The organism is Kribbella sp. NBC_00482 (assembly GCF_036013725.1).
In the GTDB taxonomy this organism is placed as follows: Bacteria; Actinomycetota; Actinomycetes; order Propionibacteriales; family Kribbellaceae; genus Kribbella.
In genome coordinates this window covers 5,917,783-5,934,438 of record NZ_CP107881.1, presented here as the reverse complement: position 1 = coordinate 5,934,438, position 16,656 = coordinate 5,917,783, and the positions used below count along the sequence as shown (strand labels likewise).

Here is a 16,656-nt window from a genome sequence, read left to right as displayed (position 1 = left end):
ATACCGGTCTTCGATCGAGGCCCGCGGGTGTCCAGCTGTGCTGTGTCACCCGAAAGCCACTACCGAGGACCGGTCGTGGTCCCGCCACGCGCTTCGCGTCGCCTCGTACGTCTTACGTGATTCGATATTCAGTTGTGCCACGCCAGGGCGTGGATACGCCAGGAGCGGCCACCCGGGTTCCGGGGGCCGCTCCTCGCGAAGTCATCGGCGAAGGCCGAGCCGCTCGATCAGGGACCGGTAGCGGTTGATGTCCTTCTTCGCCAGGTAGTTCAGCAGCCGGCGGCGCTGACCGACCAGGAGCAGCAGGCCGCGACGACTGTGGTGGTCGTGCTTGTGCTCCTTCAGGTGCTCGGTGAGGTGAGCGATGCGGTGCGTCAGAAGCGCAACCTGGACCTCGGGGGACCCGGTGTCGCCCTCGGTCAGGGCGTACTCACCCATGATCTTCTTCTTCGTTGCGGCATCAACAGATGACACAGGATTCCTCTCGATTTCCGTTGCGCGGCGCACCGGGGCATTCTTCACCCGAGCACTCTCGATCCGCGGCCGTTCAGACGGCAGCAGCCAGCGTATCAGTCCGTGGACTGGCCCCGTTAATCGGTGCTGAGCAGGTGTCGCGCCCCGTCGACGTCGGCCTTCATCTGCACCAGCAGCTCGTCGATGCTGTCGAACCGGATCTGCGTACCGCGCAGCCTGGCGACGAAATCGATCGCGACCGTGGCGCCGTACAGCTCGAGGTCGTCGCGGTCCAGCACGTACGACTCCACCCGGCGGTCCACGCCGTCGAACGTCGGGTTGCTGCCGACGCTGATCGCCGCGGGCAGCGGATTCGGGTACGCCGGGGCGCCCGGCGCCGATGTCAGCACGGTGAGCCAACCGGCGTACACGCCGTCCTGCGGGACAGCTGCGCCCGGATCGGCGGGGATGTTCGCGGTCGGGTAGCCGAGCTCGCGGCCGCGCTTGTCGCCCTCGACGACCACACCGGTGACCCGCAGCGGGCGGCCGAGCGCCACCGCGGCGGCCTCCACGTCACCGTCGGCGAGCCGCTGGCGCACGTACGTCGACGACCAGGGCTGCTCGTCCCCCGCGAGGCTCAGTCCCTCGACCTGGAAGCCGTACTGCGTTCCCGCCTCGACGAGCGTGTCGACGTGGCCGGCCGCCTTGTGACCGAAGCGGAAGTTCTCGCCGACCACGATCGCCTTCGCGTGCAGCGAGTTCACCAGCGTGCGCTCGATGAACTCCTCCGGCGACCAGTGCGACACCTCCTTGGTGAACGGGAGGATCAGCACCGCGTCCGCGCCGGCCTCGCCGAGCAACTCGGCGCGCCGGGCGGGATCACTGAGCTGCAGCGGCGCGTGGTCGGGCCGCAGGACCCGCATCGGGTGCGGGTCGAAGGTCATCGCCACCACCGGCAGCCCACCCAGCTCGGCCGCCCGCGCGCGGGCGTGCGCGAGCACCTCCTGGTGACCCCGGTGCACCCCGTCGAAGTTGCCGATCGTGACGACCGTCGGCCCGAAGTCCGGGCTCACCTCGTCCAATCCGTGCCAGACACGCATGGCAGCAGGATTCCATGCCCGTCCTGAATTGCTTCCATCAGGTCCACGATCACCCCTTGTAATCGTGCGGTGACTCAACTTATGGTGGGCCGCGCACTGGATGAGCCTGGGGAGGTCTCGTGAAGCTACGCCGTCTGGTTGCTGTCTGCGCAGCGCTCGCACTGGTGGCCGGCCTACCTGCCGCTGCCGCCACCGCAGCGCCGAGCTCCACGACGTCCACCGGTTTCTCGAGGTACGTCGCATTGGGCGACTCCTATACCTCCGCGCCGTTCGTCCCCTTGGCCGACCTGTTGTCGCTCGGGTGCGCACGCTCGTACAGCAACTACCCGAAGCTGCTGGCCTCGGCGCTCGGCGTGCACCGGTTCGCCGACGTGAGCTGCGGTGGGGCGGACACCACGAACATGACCCAGCCCCAGAGCACGATCCTCGGCACAGCTGCCCCGCAGTTCAACGCACTGACGCCGGACACCGACCTGGTGACGCTCGGGATCGGCGGGAACGACTTCGGCGTCTTCGGCGACATCATCGGCACCTGCCCCGGCCTGCGCGCCTCCGACCCGACCGGTGCGCCGTGCAAGGCGCACTTCACGGTCGACGGCGTGGACACGCTGAAGGCCAAGATCGCCCAGACCCGGATCTCGATCGTCGTCCAGGGCATCCGGGCGAGGTCGCCGCAGGCCACGATCGTGCTGGTCGGCTACCCGAAGATCGCGCCGGAGCACGGGACCTGCCCGTCGATCCTCCCGTTCGCCGACGGCGACTACGCGTACCTGTACTCGATCGAGCAGGCGCTGAACGCGGCCGTCTCCGGGGCGGCCGAGGCCGGCGGAGCGACGTACGTCGACACCTTCGGGCCGTCCACCGGGCACGACGCCTGCGCCCCGGACGGCCAGGCCTGGATCCAGGGCAAGGACATCAACCTGCTGCGGGCGATCAGCTACCACCCGCGCTTCGAGGGCGAGGCCGGCATGGCCGCGCTCACCTACAAGACCCTGACCGGCGCGCAGCCGATCGTCACCGCCGCCGAGCAGGCCACGTGGGCTGCCCGGGCGCGCACCCTGGCGAAGCAGGCCGCCGCATCACCTCGAGCTGCCCTCTCCCCCAAGGCCCTCGAGGCCTCCCTGAACCGCGTACGGACCAGCGCGCAACGCTGACCCTTTCCAATCCGTACTGCGGACCACGGGCCGGGCCACCTCACGCGTGGCTCGGCCCGCTGGTTTCTTCGAGCAGTTCCGTCAGTGCCTGTCCGAGCGGGAGATCGACGCGGTACGTCGCGTACGGGTCGCCGCGGGTCAGGCCCTGGTTGACGATCAGCACCGGCGTACCGGCCTTGGCCGCGTGCCGGACGAAGCGGAACCCGGACATCACGGTGAGGGACGAGCCGAGGACGAGGACGGCGTTCGCGTCGTCGATGAGCCGGTAGCAGCGCTCGACGCGGCTCTTCGGGACGTTCTCGCCGAAGAACACCACATCGGGTTTGAGTACGCCGCCGCACACCGTGCACGCGACGACGGTGAACGTGCGGACGACGTCCTCGGGGAGTTCGACGTCGCCGTCCGGGTTGATCCGGGTCGCCTCGGCGGTGAACGCCTGGTTGGCGGCCCGGAGACGGCGGTCGAGGACCTCGCGCGCGGACGTCGTACCGCAGCCGAGGCAGACCACCCGGTCGAGGTTGCCGTGCAGTTCGATCACGTCGCGGGCGCCGGCTGCCTGATGCAGGCCGTCGACGTTCTGCGTGATGATGCCGCTCAGGTGGCCGCGGGCCTGCAGGGCGGCAACGGCGCGGTGGCCGTCGTTCGGGGCGGCGCGGGCGATGGTGCGCCAGCCGAGATGGCTGCGCGCCCAGTACCGCTGCCGCGCGACCTCGCTCGCGGTGAAGTCGCCGTACGTCATCGGGGTGTGGGTCCGCAGGCTGCCGGTCTCGCCTCGATAGTCCGGGATCCCCGACTCGGTCGAGATCCCGGCGCCACTCAGTACGACGACGCGCCCGGCGGCCACGGTCCGCGCGACCGGACCTATGTCCGTCGCACCCGGCTCCAACGCCAGCACCTCGGGCCCGGGGGCCCACTCCAACGTCGGACGAGAACGCACCACTCCAGCGTACTCACCCTGACCGGTCGGATGCCTGTGTCAGCCACTTCCAGCCCCCTGGGCTGAGGGTGTGGGCCGGCGCTCCACTGCCGCCGAGCTGCTTCCAAAGCGCGGGTGAGACCAGCAGACAGCCGGTGATCGCGACCAGGAATGCGGCACCGACCAAGTCCTCCCGGACGGGCAGCAGTTCCTCCTGACTGTCTGCGTACCACCCGCGACGGCGTACTGCGGCCGCCAGCTCGCGCAGGATCGCCCACCGGCCGTGGCCAACCTCGGCGTGCCGCAGAATCGCCATCAACAACATGTGGGTGCGAACGCCCGCTCGCGCCGCCGGGCGTGGACCGGGGGTTGCGCCGCGGGACACGGCCAGCCAGCGGTCGACCAGTTCGGCGCCCGCCAGTTCGGCGTTCACCGGCTCGACCAGCCGCGGATTGACGTCGATGTAGCGAGGCCGGTCCTGCTCGTCCAGAATGGCGTCGATCGAGAGCGGGCCGTGCCACCTGAGCTCGGCGCCCAGCCGGGTCAGATGCTCGACGACATCCGGGCGCTGGATCGATTCCTTCGCCGATGCACTCCCCTGCACCCCCTCGCGCCGGCGGACCGCGGTGTGCGCGCCGACCAGCCGGCCATGGTCGTAGACCGCCTGGACCATCAGCAGCGTCCCGGTCACCGGCTGCTGGATCAGGACCGCACTGCCCGACGCGAGCGTCTCCCGGACCGCGGCCAGCTCGGCGACCGCGGCCAGCTGCTCTTCGTCGCCGGCCAGCCAGACGCCACGACTGGACGTTGCCACCGGCAACTTGATGTAGGCGGGCAGCTCGGTGGCCGCTCGGAGTTCATCCGGACTGTGTACCAGCCGGGTCGCCGGCTGCGGCAGGCCGAGCCGGTCGAGCAGACCGGCTGCGGCAGCCTTGTCCTGCAGGATTCGGACCGCGTCGAACGGAGGTACGGCGAGGCCGGCCAGCTCGCCGAACTCGTCCGCGAAGCGGGACAGGGCCACCAGTTGCTCGTGTGTCGGCAGCACGACGTCGTACTCCGTACTGGACAGGATCTGCCGGAGCCGGTCGAGGTACGCGATCGGATCGACCGCGAAGGCCGGGCTCGAGTACCGCCGGCGCACCCAGCGCGATCGGGCGGTCAACGAGACACCACCGCTGTGCAGCACGTCGACGACGTGGCCACGGCGTCCCAGCACGGTGAGGACCTCACGTGCCGAGGCACTGGTCGCCTCGGTCAGCAGAATACGGAGCTCAGGCATTCGACACCTCCGGCCGGGGCGCGGCGACGAGCGTCACGACGCCGGCCACCATGAAGACAAGAATGGACAGCCAGGCCCACCGATAGCTGCCGGTCCACTGCAGCACCAGGCCGAACGCGGCCGGGCCCAGGAACCCGAGGCAACGGTTGACCGTCTCGAAGATGCCGACGTACTCGGGTACGCGGTCCTGCGGCACGAGCCGGATGAAGACCGAGCGCGACAGGGCGTACACGCCGCCGACGACGAGGCCCGCACTGATACACAACGCGAGGAATCCGCCGAACGAGCCGGCCGGGAGTGCGCCGCCGGTGATGATGACGGCGCACCAGAACAGGACCGATCCGATCAGTACCGCGCGACCGCCGTACCGCTCCGCCACCCGTCCGAGCGCGGCTGTGCCGACGACGGCGGCGAACTGGACGACCAGTACCGCGACGATCACCTGATCGAGTTCGAGTTCGAGCGCCTCGACCGCGTAGGTTCCGACCAGACCCGTGACGGCCTGGACGCCGTTGAAGTACAGCAGGAACGCGACCAGGAACCAGGCCGCGGCCGGATGCTGCTGCAAGTCCCGCAGCGCGCGGCCGAGCAGCCGGTACGAGCCGATCCGAGCGGTGGGCGTGGTCGCCGGTGCGCCGTACCCGCGCAGCAGCATCACAGACAGTGCGCCGAACAGCAGCCACCACAGGCCGGCGGTCATCATGATGATCCGGACCGCTTCGCTCTCGGTCAGACCGAGCCGGTCGTGACTGTTGTAGACAACCAGATCGACGACCAGGATCAGGCCGGCGCTCAGGAAACCGGCCGCGGACGCCTCGGCCGACGTACGGTCCTGACGCTCCGGTGGCGCGATCGCCGGCAAGTACGTGTTGCAGACTGTGATCGAGCCGCCGAGGGCGATCGTCGCGAGGACGAACAGGCCGCCGCCGAGCAGGTAGTCGGTCTCGCCGATCGTGTACATCGCAGTCGCCGCGCCGCCGCCGACCAGCAGCAGCACACCGAGCAGCCGGCCCTTGTCATGCCGAGTGGTGAGGGCGGCCGCGGTGGGCAGCACGAAGATCTGCAGGAACACGGACAGGCCGACCACGAACGGCACGTACGACGCGGCGGAGATGCCGATTCCGAGTGGGTGGACGGTACCGCCGGGGCCGGCAGCGGCGCGGGCGGCGTCGGTCAGGTACGGGCCGAAGAAGACCGAGGTCACGCTGGTGGTGAAGACGGAGTTGGCCCAGTCATAGCCGTACCAGCCGACCCGAGCGCGCCGGGTCGAGCGCCAGGACGGCGGAGCGACGGCCAGGTCGGCCGCCGGGGATGGGGTTGTCATGATGAGCACTATACAGTGTATTTACGATGTAAATATGCCGTACAGTAGCTCCCCGTGGAGGACATGAGGCAGACCATCCTCGAGGCGGCCCTGGCGATCGCAGACGAGCGCGGACTCGACGCCGTCTCGATGCGGTCGGTGGGTCTGCGGGTCGGGATGAGCGCGATGGCGCTGTATCCGCACGTGTCCAGCAAGGACGCCCTGCTCGACGGCCTGGTCGAGGTGCTGCTGACCGAGCTGGTGCCGCTGGCCGACCTGGACCGTGACGCGGACTGGTGGACTCGGCTGGTCGCGTTGGCGCAGGCCGCGCGGAAGCTGGCGAACCGGCACCCGAGCGCGTTCACCCTGTTGCTGTCCCGCCCCTCGGTCACACCGGAAGCGCTCCGCGCCACCGACGCCCTTTACCAGACCATCCTGGACGCCGGTATACCCGACGACCAGGTCGCCCGGGTCGAGCGGCTGTTGTCCACGTTCGTGATGGGCTTCGCAGCCTCCGAGGTGAACGGCCGCTTCAGTCGCGGCACGCTGAACCCGCGGTCCCGCCGTACCCAGCTGGCTCCGACCGAGCTGCCGGCCCACTACCGGCTGGCCACGCACCTCGACATCCCGATCGACTTCGACGCGGAGTTCGAAGCCGATCTGGACAACCTCCGCATCCTGCTGCAGAGCATCCGGTCAAGTCCCGATTCCCCACAGCGGCCCAACTAGCGGAACGCCGTCCGTAGCCGGACGCTGTCGAATACCAGCCCGACCGCGAGGGCGGTCTCCCGGACCGATCCCTTGTGCGCCGTCAGTCGACGCGGGGCGGACCGGCTTTCAGGCGGCGTTCGGCGGCCGGGCGGACGGTGGCCGGGTCCATCGAGGACCAGTCGGCGTCGATCCACCAGGTGGCGCCGGCGTCGGCCCACGGGTGGACCGTGTCCGGGGCCTTCGGGTCGTCCGCGGTGGTCATGCCTTCGGCGACCACGTCGTACCCGTCCATGGTCAGGCCGTGTTTCTCGCGCTCGTTGCGGATCCACTCGACGCCTTGCGCCACAATCTCGGGCGTCACCTCGCCGTCGCCGACGTACGCCGGGAGCCAGCCGTCCTGCAGTGCCGCGCGGCGCATCGACTTCGGTCGCGGCCAGCCGCCCACGACCCAGGTCGGGACCCGCGGCTGCTGCACGGGCGGCGGTGGCGCCGGTGGCATCAGCTCGGCGATCTTGCGGGACTGGTAGTGCTTGCCCGAGTACTCGAACGGTTGGTCGCGCCACAGGTGCGGCAGGAGCTCCAGCGACTCGTCCATGAGTTCCGCGCGGACCTTCCGCCCGGGATCCTCCTCGAACAGCCAGAACCGGTCGTCCCCTGTCACGCCCAGTCCGACCGAGAGGATCACCCGTCCGCCGCTGAGGTTGTCGACAGTCGAGACCTGTCCCGCCACGTCCCACGGTTTTCGGCGCGGCAGCGGTGTGAGCATCGTCCCGAGCCGGATCCGCTCGGTCGTCATCGCCGCGGCGCCGAGCATGACCCAGGCGTCGATGCCCCAGATCGACTCCCACACGAAGAACCCGTCCCAGCCGTGCGCTTCCGCGATCGGCGCGAGCTCGGCCGCGTCGCGCGCATCGCCGTACGCCATCACATAGCCGTATCTCATCCTCCGACGGTAGAACGGCCCACGGACATTCTCCGGCGGTCCGGCCCGGACGTCGCGGGCTGATCAGGCCGGCGGGTGGCTCGACGGCGTCCCGGGACGGGTCCTGCCCAGTCCTTCGGCGATGCCGGAGAGCAGCGCGACGGCCGCGTCGAGATGGGTGTCGTCGCCGGCGACGGCCTCACTGACGGCGGTCGCCCACTCCTGCCGGACGACGGCGTAATTGCCGCGGCCGTGCTCGGTCGGGCTGACGGCGACACCGCGGCCGTCGTCCGGGTCGGCCTGCCGCTCGATGAGGCCCTTGCCGTCCAGGCCGCGCAGCGTGGTCGAGAGATTGGTGCGTTGCAAGCCGGTCGCCGCCGCGATCCGGCTCGGCGCCGCCGGACCGTCCTTGAGCAGGTAGCGCATCACGATGCCTTCGGACTGCGTCAGCGGTACGGCGCTCTCATCGGCGTAGCCGCGGTACTGGATCTCGCGGCTGATCATCAGCACCAGGTCGGCCAGGTCGGCCCAGCGCTCCTCATCAACAGATCGGGACTTCGTCACACCGCCAGCATAGATGGTTGTCGGCACATAGTTATAGGAGCATACTGATTCTGATCTGATAGTTATCTATTCATAATCACTTGGAGCCCGTCATGGTCTTCGTCCTGCTCGCCGGCGCCTTCCTGCCGATCATGGACTTCTTCGTCACCAACGTCGCGTTGCCGAGCATCGACACCTCGCTGCACGCCTCGGCCTCCGAACTGGAGTTGGTGATCGCGGGCTACGGCGTCGCGTACGCGGCCCTGCTGGTCCTCGGCGGCCGTCTGGGGGACCGCTTCGGCCACCGCCGCCTGTTCCTCGGAGCACTCCTCGGCTTCGTCGCGGCCTCGGCGAGCTGCGGCTTCGCTCCTACGGTCGGCGTACTGATCGCCGCCCGCATCGTCCAGGGCGCGACCGCCGCACTGCTCGTTCCGCAGGTCCTCGCGACGTTCCACCACACCCTCGACCACGAGCGCAAGGCACGGGCGTTGGCCTTGTACGGCGCCACGTCCGGGATCGCGGCGGTGGTCGGTCAACTGGTGGGCGGACTGCTGGTGAACGCCGATCTGGCCGGCACTTCCTGGCGCCCGATCTTCCTGGTCAACGTCCCCATCGGCCTCGTCGTCCTGCTCGTGGCAGCCCGGATCGTGCCGAGCACCCGCTCGGACCATCCGGTAGGCATCGATCTCCCTGGCACGTGTCTGTTCGCCGCCACGCTGACCGCCCTACTGGTCCCACTCGCCGAGGGTCACTCGCTCGGCTGGCCGTGGTGGTGCCAGGCCATGATCGCCCTCGCGGTCGTGCTCGGTGCCGTCACCGTGGTCGTCGAGCGGCACGCCGAGCATCAGGGCCGAATCCCGCTCCTCCCGCCGTCCTTGCTGCGGCTTCCGTCGATGGCGCGTGGCTTGGTGATGGTGTTCGCGTTCAGCATCGGCTTCGGCGCGTTCATGTTCGTCTTCGCACTGACGGTCCAGGACGGCCTGCACCGCGACGCGCTCCAGGGCGGCCTGGCCATCCTGCCGATGGCGTTGCTGTTCTTCCTCGGGTCCGTGTTCGCGCCGCGCGTGATCGGCCGCTTCGGGCGGGCCGCGCTGTCCGTCGGCGCGGTCATCCAGCTCGCGGGCGTCGCGGCACTGGTCTGGGTCGTCGTCGGGCTCTGGCCGCGGGTCAGCCTGTGGGACATGGCTGTCCCGCTCGCACTGGCCGGCGCCGGGCAGTCGATGCTGTTCGCCGGCCTGTTCCGCAGCGTGCTCGCCGATGTCCCCACGCATCTCGGCGGTGTCGGCGGCGGCGTGCTGATCACGCTGCAGCAGACCGGTCTCGCGCTCGGGGTGGCCACCCTCGGCACGCTGTACCTCGCCCGCGCGGAGCACAGCACCGCACACGCCTTCGCCGCCGTCGAAGGCGTGCAGATGGCGATCATCGCCCTCCTCGCCGTCGGCGCCGCCGCGCTCCCCCGCTTCACCCACGCCAGTGCTGCCGCGCCGGTGGCGGATGCCTAGCCGACGAAGACCGCGGTGGGTTTGGCGACAGGGCCGTGCGGCTCGTAGAGCGCCAGGAAGGTGCCGTCCGGGGCGAACATCGCGGTCTGTCCGGCGGTCAGTTCGAGGCCCGGCAGCGGGCGGCCGGTGCGGATCGCGGCCGCCTGGGCGTCGTCGGCGTCGAACCGCGGGAAGGTGCCGGCGGCAACGTCCGCGATCGGGAGCCAGTCGAAGGACTCGGCGAGGGACTCCAGGGTGTGAGCGGCCTTGAGGTCGAAGGAGCCGACCCGGGTACGGCGCAGCGCGGTCAGGTGGCCGCCGACGCCGAGCTCGGCCCCGAGGTCGCGGGCCAGCGCCCGGATGTACGTGCCGCTGGAGCAGTCCACCGAGACGTCGACCGAGATCCCGTCGGCGTCGGGCCGGACATCGAGGATGTCGTAGCGCGACACGGTCACCGCGCGCGCCTTGAGCACGACCTCCTCGCCCGCCCGCACCCGGTCGTACGCACGCTTCCCGTCGACCTTGATCGCCGACACCTTCGACGGGATCTGCGAGATCTCCCCGCGGAACCCCTCGACGGCGGCCGAGATCGCCTCGGCGGTGATGCCGTCGACGGGAGCCGTGGACGTGACCTCGCCCTCGGCGTCATCGGTCGTCGTCGTGGCACCGAGCCGGATCGTCGCGTCGTACGACTTGTCGGCCAGCTGCAGATGGCCGAGCAGCCGCGTCGCCCGGTTCACGCCGACAACCAGGACACCGGTCGCCATCGGGTCCAGCGTGCCGGCGTGGCCGACCTTCCGGGTACCCGCCAGCCGGCGGATCCGGGCGACGACGGTGTGGGAGGTCAGGCCGGCAGGCTTGTCGACGACCACGATCCCGTCGGACGTCGAGGTGAAGTCAGGGCTCAACGCAGTACTCAGTCCTGCTCGTCCTCGTCGTCGTCCTTGTGCTTGTACGGGTCCGCGTCACCGGCCGGCTTCGCGCCCGCGGCGGCCTTGGCCACCTCGGCGTCGGCCGTCCGGGCCTTCTCGAGCAGTTCCTCGATCTGCCCCGCGGTCTCCGGTACGGCGTCCAGGAAGAACGCCACGCTCGGAGTGTGCCGCAGCCCGAGCGCCTTGCCGACCTCGCTGCGGATCAGGCCCTTCGCCGACTCCAGCGCGGCCGCCGTGGACGCCCGCGCCTGCTCGTCGCCGTACACCGTGTAGAAGACGCTGGCCTCGCGCAGATCGCCGGTCAGCCGGGCGTCGGTGACCGTGACGAAACCGAGCCGCGGGTCCTTGACCCGGCGCTCCAGCAGTTCCGCGACGAGCACCTGGATCCGGTCGGCCAACTGCTTCGCCCTTGCTTCACCCATCAGGGCTCACTCCTTCATTCATGAACAACGTCCGGAGAGGCGACCAGCGCCTCTCCGGACGTTACTCCGGTGCCCCTGGGATCAGGGGCACCACCTGCTGTCAGCTGCGCGGCTTCTCGCGGAGCTCGAACGCCTCGACGACGTCGCCGATCTTGATGTCGTTGAAGTTGTTGATGGTCAGACCGCACTCGAAGCCCTCGCGGACCTCGGACGCGTCGTCCTTGAACCTCTTCAGCGACGACAGGTCGGAGTTGTCGACGACCACCGCGCCGTCCCGGATCAACCGGACCTTCGCGTTCCGCTTGAGCAGGCCGCTGGTCACCCAGCAACCGGCGATGTTGCCCACCTTCGAGGAGCGGAAGATCTCCCGGATCTCGGCCTGGCCGAGGGTGACCTCCTCGTAGATCGGCTTGAGCATGCCCTTCAGGGCGGCCTCGATGTCGTCGATCGCCGAGTAGATGACCGAGTAGTACCGGACATCCACGCCTTCGCGCTCGGCCAGGTCCCCGGCCTTGCCCGCCGGCCGCACGTTGAAGCCGATGATGACGGCGTTCGACGCGATGGCCAGGTTGACGTCGTTCTCGTTGATCGCACCGACCCCGCGGTCGATGATCCGCAGGTTGACCTCGTCGCCGACCTCGATCCGGACCAGCGCGTCTTCCAGCGCCTCGACCGAACCGGACACGTCGCCCTTGAGGATCAGCAGCAGCTCCTGAGCCTCACCCTTCTCCATCGAGGCCATGAAGTCCTCGAGGGTACGACGGGCGCGACGCTTGGCGTTCGCCGCCGCACGGGCACGGGCTTCGCGTCGCTCGGCGATCTGCCGAGCCATGCGGTCGTCGTCGACGACCAGGAACTTGTCACCCGCACCTGGTACGGCGGTCAGACCGAGCACCAGGACCGGACGCGACGGCGTCGCCTCCTCGACCGGGTCGCCGTGCTCGTCGAGCATCGCCCGGACCCGGCCGTACGCCGGACCGGCCACCATCGAGTCACCGACCCGGAGCGTGCCGCGCTGCACCAGCACGGTCGCCACCGGACCACGGCCCTTGTCGAGGTTCGCCTCGATCGCGATGCCCTCGGCGTGCATCGTCGGGTTGGCCCGCAGGTCGAGTGCCGCGTCCGCGGTCAGCACGACCCCCTCGAGCAGCCCTTCGATGTTGATCCGGGACTTCGCCGAGACGTCGACGAACATCGTGTCGCCGCCGTACTCCTCGGGGACCAGGCCGTACTCGGTCAGCTGACCGCGCACCTTGGTCGGGTCCGCCGCCGGGACGTCGATCTTGTTCACCGCGACCACGATCGGGACACCCGCCGCACGGGCGTGGTTCAGCGCCTCGATCGTCTGCGGCATCACGCCGTCGTCGGCCGCGACCACCAGGATGACGATGTCGGTGGCCTGCGCACCACGGGCACGCATGGCGGTGAACGCCTCGTGACCCGGGGTGTCGACGAAGGTGATCGCCCGCTCCTGGCCGTCGACCTCGGTGGTCACCTGGTACGCACCGATGTGCTGGGTGATACCGCCGGCTTCCTTGGCCTGGACGTTCGCCATCCGGATCGCGTCCAGCAGCTTCGTCTTACCGTGGTCGACGTGACCCATGACGGTCACCACCGGCGGCCGCGGAGCCAGGTCGCCCTCGTCGCCCTCGTCGTTGCCGAAGTCGATGTCGAACGACTGCAGCAGCTCGCGGTCCTCGTCCTCCGGCGAGACGAGCTGGACGTCGTAGTTCAGCTCGGTACCGAGCAGCTCGAGCGTCTCCTCGTTCACCGACTGGGTCGCGGTCACCATCTCACCGAGGTGGAACAGCACCTGGACCAGCGACGCCGGGTCGACTCCGACCTTCTCGGCGAAGTCCGTCAGCGACGCGCCACGCGGCAACTTCACGACCTCGCCGTCACCGTGCTTGACGCGCACGCCGCCGACGGCCGGAGCCTGCATGTTGTCGAATTCCTGGCGCTTCGCCCGCTTCGACTTGCGGCCACGACGCGCCGGACCGCCCGGACGCCCGAAGGCACCCTGCGTACCGCCACGACCGCGGTTGCCCGGACCCGGACGGCCACCGCCGCCACCGGGCGGGCCGCTCGGGCCGCCGCCACCGGGACGGAAGCCGCCACCGGCGCCGCCGCCACCGCCACCCCCGCGCGGACCGGCACCCGGACCGCCGCCGGGACGACCACGGCCACCGCCACCGGGACCGCCGGAGCCGCCACCCGGGCCGCCGGAGCCGCCACCGGGACGGCCGGTGAACGTACCGGCCGAGGACTTCGGCATCATCGCCGGGTTCGGACGCGGGGCGCCCGGAACACCACCGGAACGCGGGCGGTCGCTACCGCCGCGCTCGCCACCGCCGCCACTGCGACCCTGCGGCGGACGCGGAGCCATGCCGGCCGGGCTCGGAGCCCCGGCGCGGTCGCCACCGCCGCCACCGCCGCCACCCTGGCCGGAGCGCGGTCCACCGCGCTGCATGCCCTGGGTCGAGCTGAAGGGGTTGTTGCCCGGACGCGGTGCACCCGGACGCGGGCCACCGCCACCCTGGCCGCCCTGACGGGGCGCGCCGGGACGCGGGGCACCCGGACGGGGCGCACCCGGACGCGGACCGGAACCGGGACCACCCTGGCCACCCGGACGCGGGCCGGAACCCTGGCTGCCGCCCTGGCCGCCCGGACGCGGGCTAGCAGCCGGTGCCGGACGCGGACCCGGACGGGCCGCGGAGTCGCCACCGGTACGACGCGGCTCAGATGACGGAGCGGACGGGGCCGACTGGCCACCCGTCTCCGGGGCTGCCTTCGCGGCCGGAGCCTCGAACGACGGCGCTGCCGGGCTCTCCGCCTTCGCCGCCGGAGCGGACTCGACCGGAGCCGACTCCACCGGGGCAGGCGCAGCCGGCTCGGCCGGAGCGGACTCCTGGCGCGGACCCGGCTTCGGGCCCGGACGCGGTCCCGGCTTGATCCCCGGGGCCGACTTCACCGGCGCCGTCTCGGCCGCGGGCGCCGGAGCGGCCGGAGCCTCGGCGACCGGAGCCGCCTCGGTACGCACCTCAGCGGCCGGCGCGGTGCGCTCGGCCGGAGCCTTCGGGGCCGCCGGCTGGGCCGGCTTCGGCGCCGGCGCGACCGGTGCGGTCGCCTGCGGCGCGGCAGACGTGCTGGCGGCGGCCTTCTTGGCCGCGCGCTTCTTCGGCGGGTTCTTCTCGAACTCCTCCGCCAACCGTCGGACGACGGGTGCCTCGATCGTCGAGGACGCCGATCGGACGAACTCTCCCATGTCGTTCAGCCTGGTCAGAACGACCTTGCTGGTAACTCCGAGCTCTTTCGCGAGCTCGTAGACCCGGACCTTTGCCACTACTCTCCCTCTGGTCCGAGCCTGGGGCCGCGGACCGTTAGTTGACGTACATGCTCATCGCATTGCACTCATCGTTCGACACTCATCGAGTGGTCATGAGTCGATGACCCGCCTTCATGTCGGTCACGACGGTCCGGTCAGACCGCCGCGGACGGCCGGGAGGCCGCCTTTTGCACTGCTTCTTCCCTATCACGCTGCTCGACGTACTCCTGCAGCCCGGTCACGTCGAGCGGCCCCGGGACCTTGAAGGCCCGTGGGAACGCCTTGCGCCGGACGGCGAGTTCGAAACACTCGGTCGCCGGGTGCAGGTGCGCCCCACGGCCGGGTGCCCGACGCTCGGGATCCGGGAGGACCATCTGGTTCGTTGGTCCTCCGGACACCGTCATCCGCAGCAGGTCAGTCGGGCTGGATCGTTTCCGGCACCCGATACAGGTGCGCTCCCGGAGCTTCTCAGGGCGCGCGTCTGCAGTTTTTGTCACAGTTCCTCAGGGTGTGGTGACGACTCAGTCGACCGACCGAGAGATCAGTCTACCTTCTTGTCATCACCAGTCACATCGGTATCCGGCCGGATGTCGATCCGCCAGCCTGTGAGCCGGGCGGCGAGGCGGGCGTTCTGCCCCTCCTTGCCGATCGCCAGCGACAGCTGATAGTCGGGTACGACGACGCGCGCCGCACGGGCCGCGGCGTCCACCACCTCGACCGACGTAACCTGCGCCGGGGACAACGCATTCCCGACGAAGGTGGCCGGATCGTCGCTGTGGTCGATGATGTCGATCTTCTCGCCGTGCAGCTCGTGCATGATGTTGCGCACCCGCTGGCCCATCGGCCCGATGCAGGCGCCCTTGCCGTTCACGGACGGGTTCAGGGTGCGGACCGCGATCTTGGTCCGGTGCCCCGCCTCGCGAGCGATCGCGGTGATCTCGACGGTGCCGTCGGCGATCTCCGGGACCTCCAGCGCGAACAGCTTCTTCACCAGGTTCGGGTGCGTCCGGCTGACGGTGATCTGCGGGCCCTTGAAGCCCTTCCGGACGCCGACGACGTACACCCGCAGGCGGGAGCCGTGCTCGTACTTCTCCCCCGGCACCTGCTCGGGCGCCGGCAGCACGGCCTCGATCTTGCCGAGGTCGACCATCACCGACCGCGGGTCGCGGCCCTGCTGGACGACACCGGAGACGATGTCGCCCTCCTTGCCGGAGAACTCGCCGTACCGCACCTCGTCCTCGGCGTCGCGCAGCCGCTGCAGGATGATCTGCTTGGCCGTGGTCGCGGCGATCCGGCCGAAGTCGGCCGGGGTGTCGTCGTACTCCCGGGCCGGCGTGCCGTCCTCGGCCAGCTCGCGGGCGAAGACGGTCACGTGCCCGTTCTTGCGGTCCAGCTCGACCCGGGCGTGCTGCTGCGCCCCCTCGGTCCGGTGGTAGGCGACCAGGAGTGCCGCCTCGATCGCCTCGACGACGACCTCCAGGGCGATGTCCTTCTCGCGCTCGAGTGACCGCAGCACGGCCATGTCGATGTCCATGTCAGTTCTCCTCCACCGTGCCGTCGGCAGGTGTTTCTGGTTCGTCGTTGCCGGCAGCCCGGTTGAATTCGATCTGGACCTTGGCCTTCTCCACGTCGGCGTACGCGACGCTCTGCCGCTTGCCGTCGACGTCCAGTTCGGCCGCCTCGTCGGAGGCGGACTTGATCCGGCCGGTCAGCTTCCCGCCGTCGGTCAGCGTGACCGCGACCAGGCGGGTGAGGTTGCGCCGCCAGTGCCGGGGCAGGGTCAGCGGCCGGTCGACGCCGGGGCTGGAAACCTCCAGCGTGTAGGCGCCGTCGCCCATGATGTCGTCGGCGTCGAGCGCCTTGGAGATGGCCCTGGTCACCTCGGCGACGTCGTCCAGGCTGATGCCGCGGTCGCGGTCGACCAGGACGCGCAGCAAGCGGCGGCGTCCGGCCGGCGTGACGTCCGCGGCCTCCAGGTCGCAGCCGAACTGCTCGACGATCGGCCGCAGGAAGTTCTCGAGGCTCGTGGTGTCCGTGTGGCGCGTGGGGCCCGGCTTTCGGCTCACAGGTTGACCTGCCTCTCTCCAGTTGTGCACCCGTTCCGCTCCCGGCGGT

Annotated in this window: 16 protein-coding genes; 3 read left to right on the top strand and 13 right to left on the bottom strand. The window is 70.2% G+C overall.

What is annotated here, in order from left to right:
• Window positions 1-201 precede the first annotated feature (201 nt).
• Together rpsO and OHB24_RS28875 are read right to left on the bottom strand one after the other, a co-directional pair.
• Window positions 202-474, bottom strand: a complete 273-nt coding sequence (gene rpsO / locus OHB24_RS28880; protein WP_130379758.1) for a 30S ribosomal protein S15 — start codon at window positions 472-474, stop codon at window positions 202-204.
• A gap of 116 nt (window positions 475-590) precedes the next feature.
• The gene (locus OHB24_RS28875; RefSeq protein ID WP_327633999.1) at window positions 591-1,553 is read right to left on the bottom strand and encodes a bifunctional riboflavin kinase/FAD synthetase; all 963 of its coding nucleotides are present in this window, start codon (window positions 1,551-1,553) and stop codon (window positions 591-593) included.
• 119 nt (window positions 1,554-1,672) lie between these two features.
• On the opposite strand from OHB24_RS28875, the gene OHB24_RS28870 reads away from it, so the two are divergent.
• A complete protein-coding gene (locus OHB24_RS28870; RefSeq protein WP_327633998.1) occupies window positions 1,673-2,707 on the top strand; it encodes an SGNH/GDSL hydrolase family protein in 1,035 nt (344 codons plus the stop codon).
• A 40-nt stretch (window positions 2,708-2,747) separates the two neighbouring features.
• Here the strand turns inward: OHB24_RS28870 and OHB24_RS28865 are convergent, their stop codons facing one another.
• Genes OHB24_RS28865 through OHB24_RS28855 form a run of 3 tightly spaced genes read right to left on the bottom strand, consistent with a single transcriptional unit; the run spans window position 2,748 to window position 6,226 of the window.
• A complete protein-coding gene (locus OHB24_RS28865; protein WP_327633997.1) occupies window positions 2,748-3,644 on the bottom strand; it encodes an NAD-dependent protein deacetylase in 897 nt (298 codons plus the stop codon).
• Window positions 3,645-3,657: 13 nt separating this feature from the next.
• Window positions 3,658-4,902, bottom strand: a complete 1,245-nt coding sequence (locus OHB24_RS28860; RefSeq protein ID WP_327633996.1) for a hypothetical protein — start codon at window positions 4,900-4,902, stop codon at window positions 3,658-3,660.
• Window positions 4,895-6,226, bottom strand: coding sequence for an MFS transporter (locus tag OHB24_RS28855; protein ID WP_327633995.1), 1,332 nt, complete (start codon window positions 6,224-6,226; stop codon window positions 4,895-4,897). Before OHB24_RS28855 ends, OHB24_RS28860 begins: the two co-directional genes overlap by 8 nt.
• Window positions 6,227-6,289: 63 nt before the next feature.
• On the opposite strand from OHB24_RS28855, the gene OHB24_RS28850 reads away from it, so the two are divergent.
• Window positions 6,290-6,934 carry a TetR/AcrR family transcriptional regulator gene (locus tag OHB24_RS28850; RefSeq protein WP_327641116.1) on the top strand — a complete coding sequence of 215 codons (645 nt, stop codon included), beginning with the start codon at window positions 6,290-6,292 and terminating at the stop codon, window positions 6,932-6,934.
• An 82-nt stretch (window positions 6,935-7,016) separates the two neighbouring features.
• Here OHB24_RS28850 and OHB24_RS28845 read toward each other — a convergent pair whose 3' ends face one another.
• Window positions 7,017-7,859: an LLM class flavin-dependent oxidoreductase gene (locus tag OHB24_RS28845; RefSeq protein ID WP_327633994.1), complete on the bottom strand. Its 843-nt coding sequence runs from the start codon at window positions 7,857-7,859 to the stop codon at window positions 7,017-7,019.
• Between the two features lie 63 nt (window positions 7,860-7,922).
• A complete protein-coding gene (locus tag OHB24_RS28840) occupies window positions 7,923-8,402 on the bottom strand; it encodes a MarR family winged helix-turn-helix transcriptional regulator (protein ID WP_327633993.1) in 480 nt (159 codons plus the stop codon).
• Window positions 8,403-8,494: 92 nt separating this feature from the next.
• Between OHB24_RS28840 and OHB24_RS28835 the strand changes: the two genes are divergently transcribed.
• On the top strand, window positions 8,495-9,883 hold the full coding sequence (locus OHB24_RS28835) for an MFS transporter (protein ID WP_327633992.1): 1,389 nt from the start codon (window positions 8,495-8,497) through the stop codon (window positions 9,881-9,883).
• Here OHB24_RS28835 and truB read toward each other — a convergent pair.
• From truB to rimP, 6 genes are all read right to left on the bottom strand, one after another.
• Window positions 9,880-10,770, bottom strand: a complete 891-nt coding sequence (gene truB / locus OHB24_RS28830) for a tRNA pseudouridine(55) synthase TruB (protein ID WP_327633991.1) — start codon at window positions 10,768-10,770, stop codon at window positions 9,880-9,882. The genes OHB24_RS28835 and truB overlap by 4 nt on opposite strands.
• A gap of 8 nt (window positions 10,771-10,778) precedes the next feature.
• On the bottom strand, window positions 10,779-11,216 hold the full coding sequence (gene rbfA / locus OHB24_RS28825; RefSeq protein WP_327633990.1) for a 30S ribosome-binding factor RbfA: 438 nt from the start codon (window positions 11,214-11,216) through the stop codon (window positions 10,779-10,781).
• A gap of 100 nt (window positions 11,217-11,316) precedes the next feature.
• Window positions 11,317-14,559: a translation initiation factor IF-2 gene (infB, locus tag OHB24_RS28820; protein ID WP_327633989.1), complete on the bottom strand. Its 3,243-nt coding sequence runs from the start codon at window positions 14,557-14,559 to the stop codon at window positions 11,317-11,319.
• 137 nt (window positions 14,560-14,696) lie between these two features.
• On the bottom strand, window positions 14,697-15,038 hold the full coding sequence (locus OHB24_RS28815) for a YlxR family protein (protein ID WP_327633988.1): 342 nt from the start codon (window positions 15,036-15,038) through the stop codon (window positions 14,697-14,699).
• A 44-nt stretch (window positions 15,039-15,082) separates the two neighbouring features.
• Complete coding sequence (gene nusA / locus OHB24_RS28810; protein WP_130379776.1) at window positions 15,083-16,075, bottom strand: transcription termination factor NusA; 993 nt, start codon at window positions 16,073-16,075, stop codon at window positions 15,083-15,085.
• A gap of 1 nt (window position 16,076) precedes the next feature.
• A complete protein-coding gene (rimP, locus tag OHB24_RS28805) occupies window positions 16,077-16,607 on the bottom strand; it encodes a ribosome maturation factor RimP (protein ID WP_327633987.1) in 531 nt (176 codons plus the stop codon).
• Window positions 16,608-16,656 lie beyond the last annotated feature (49 nt).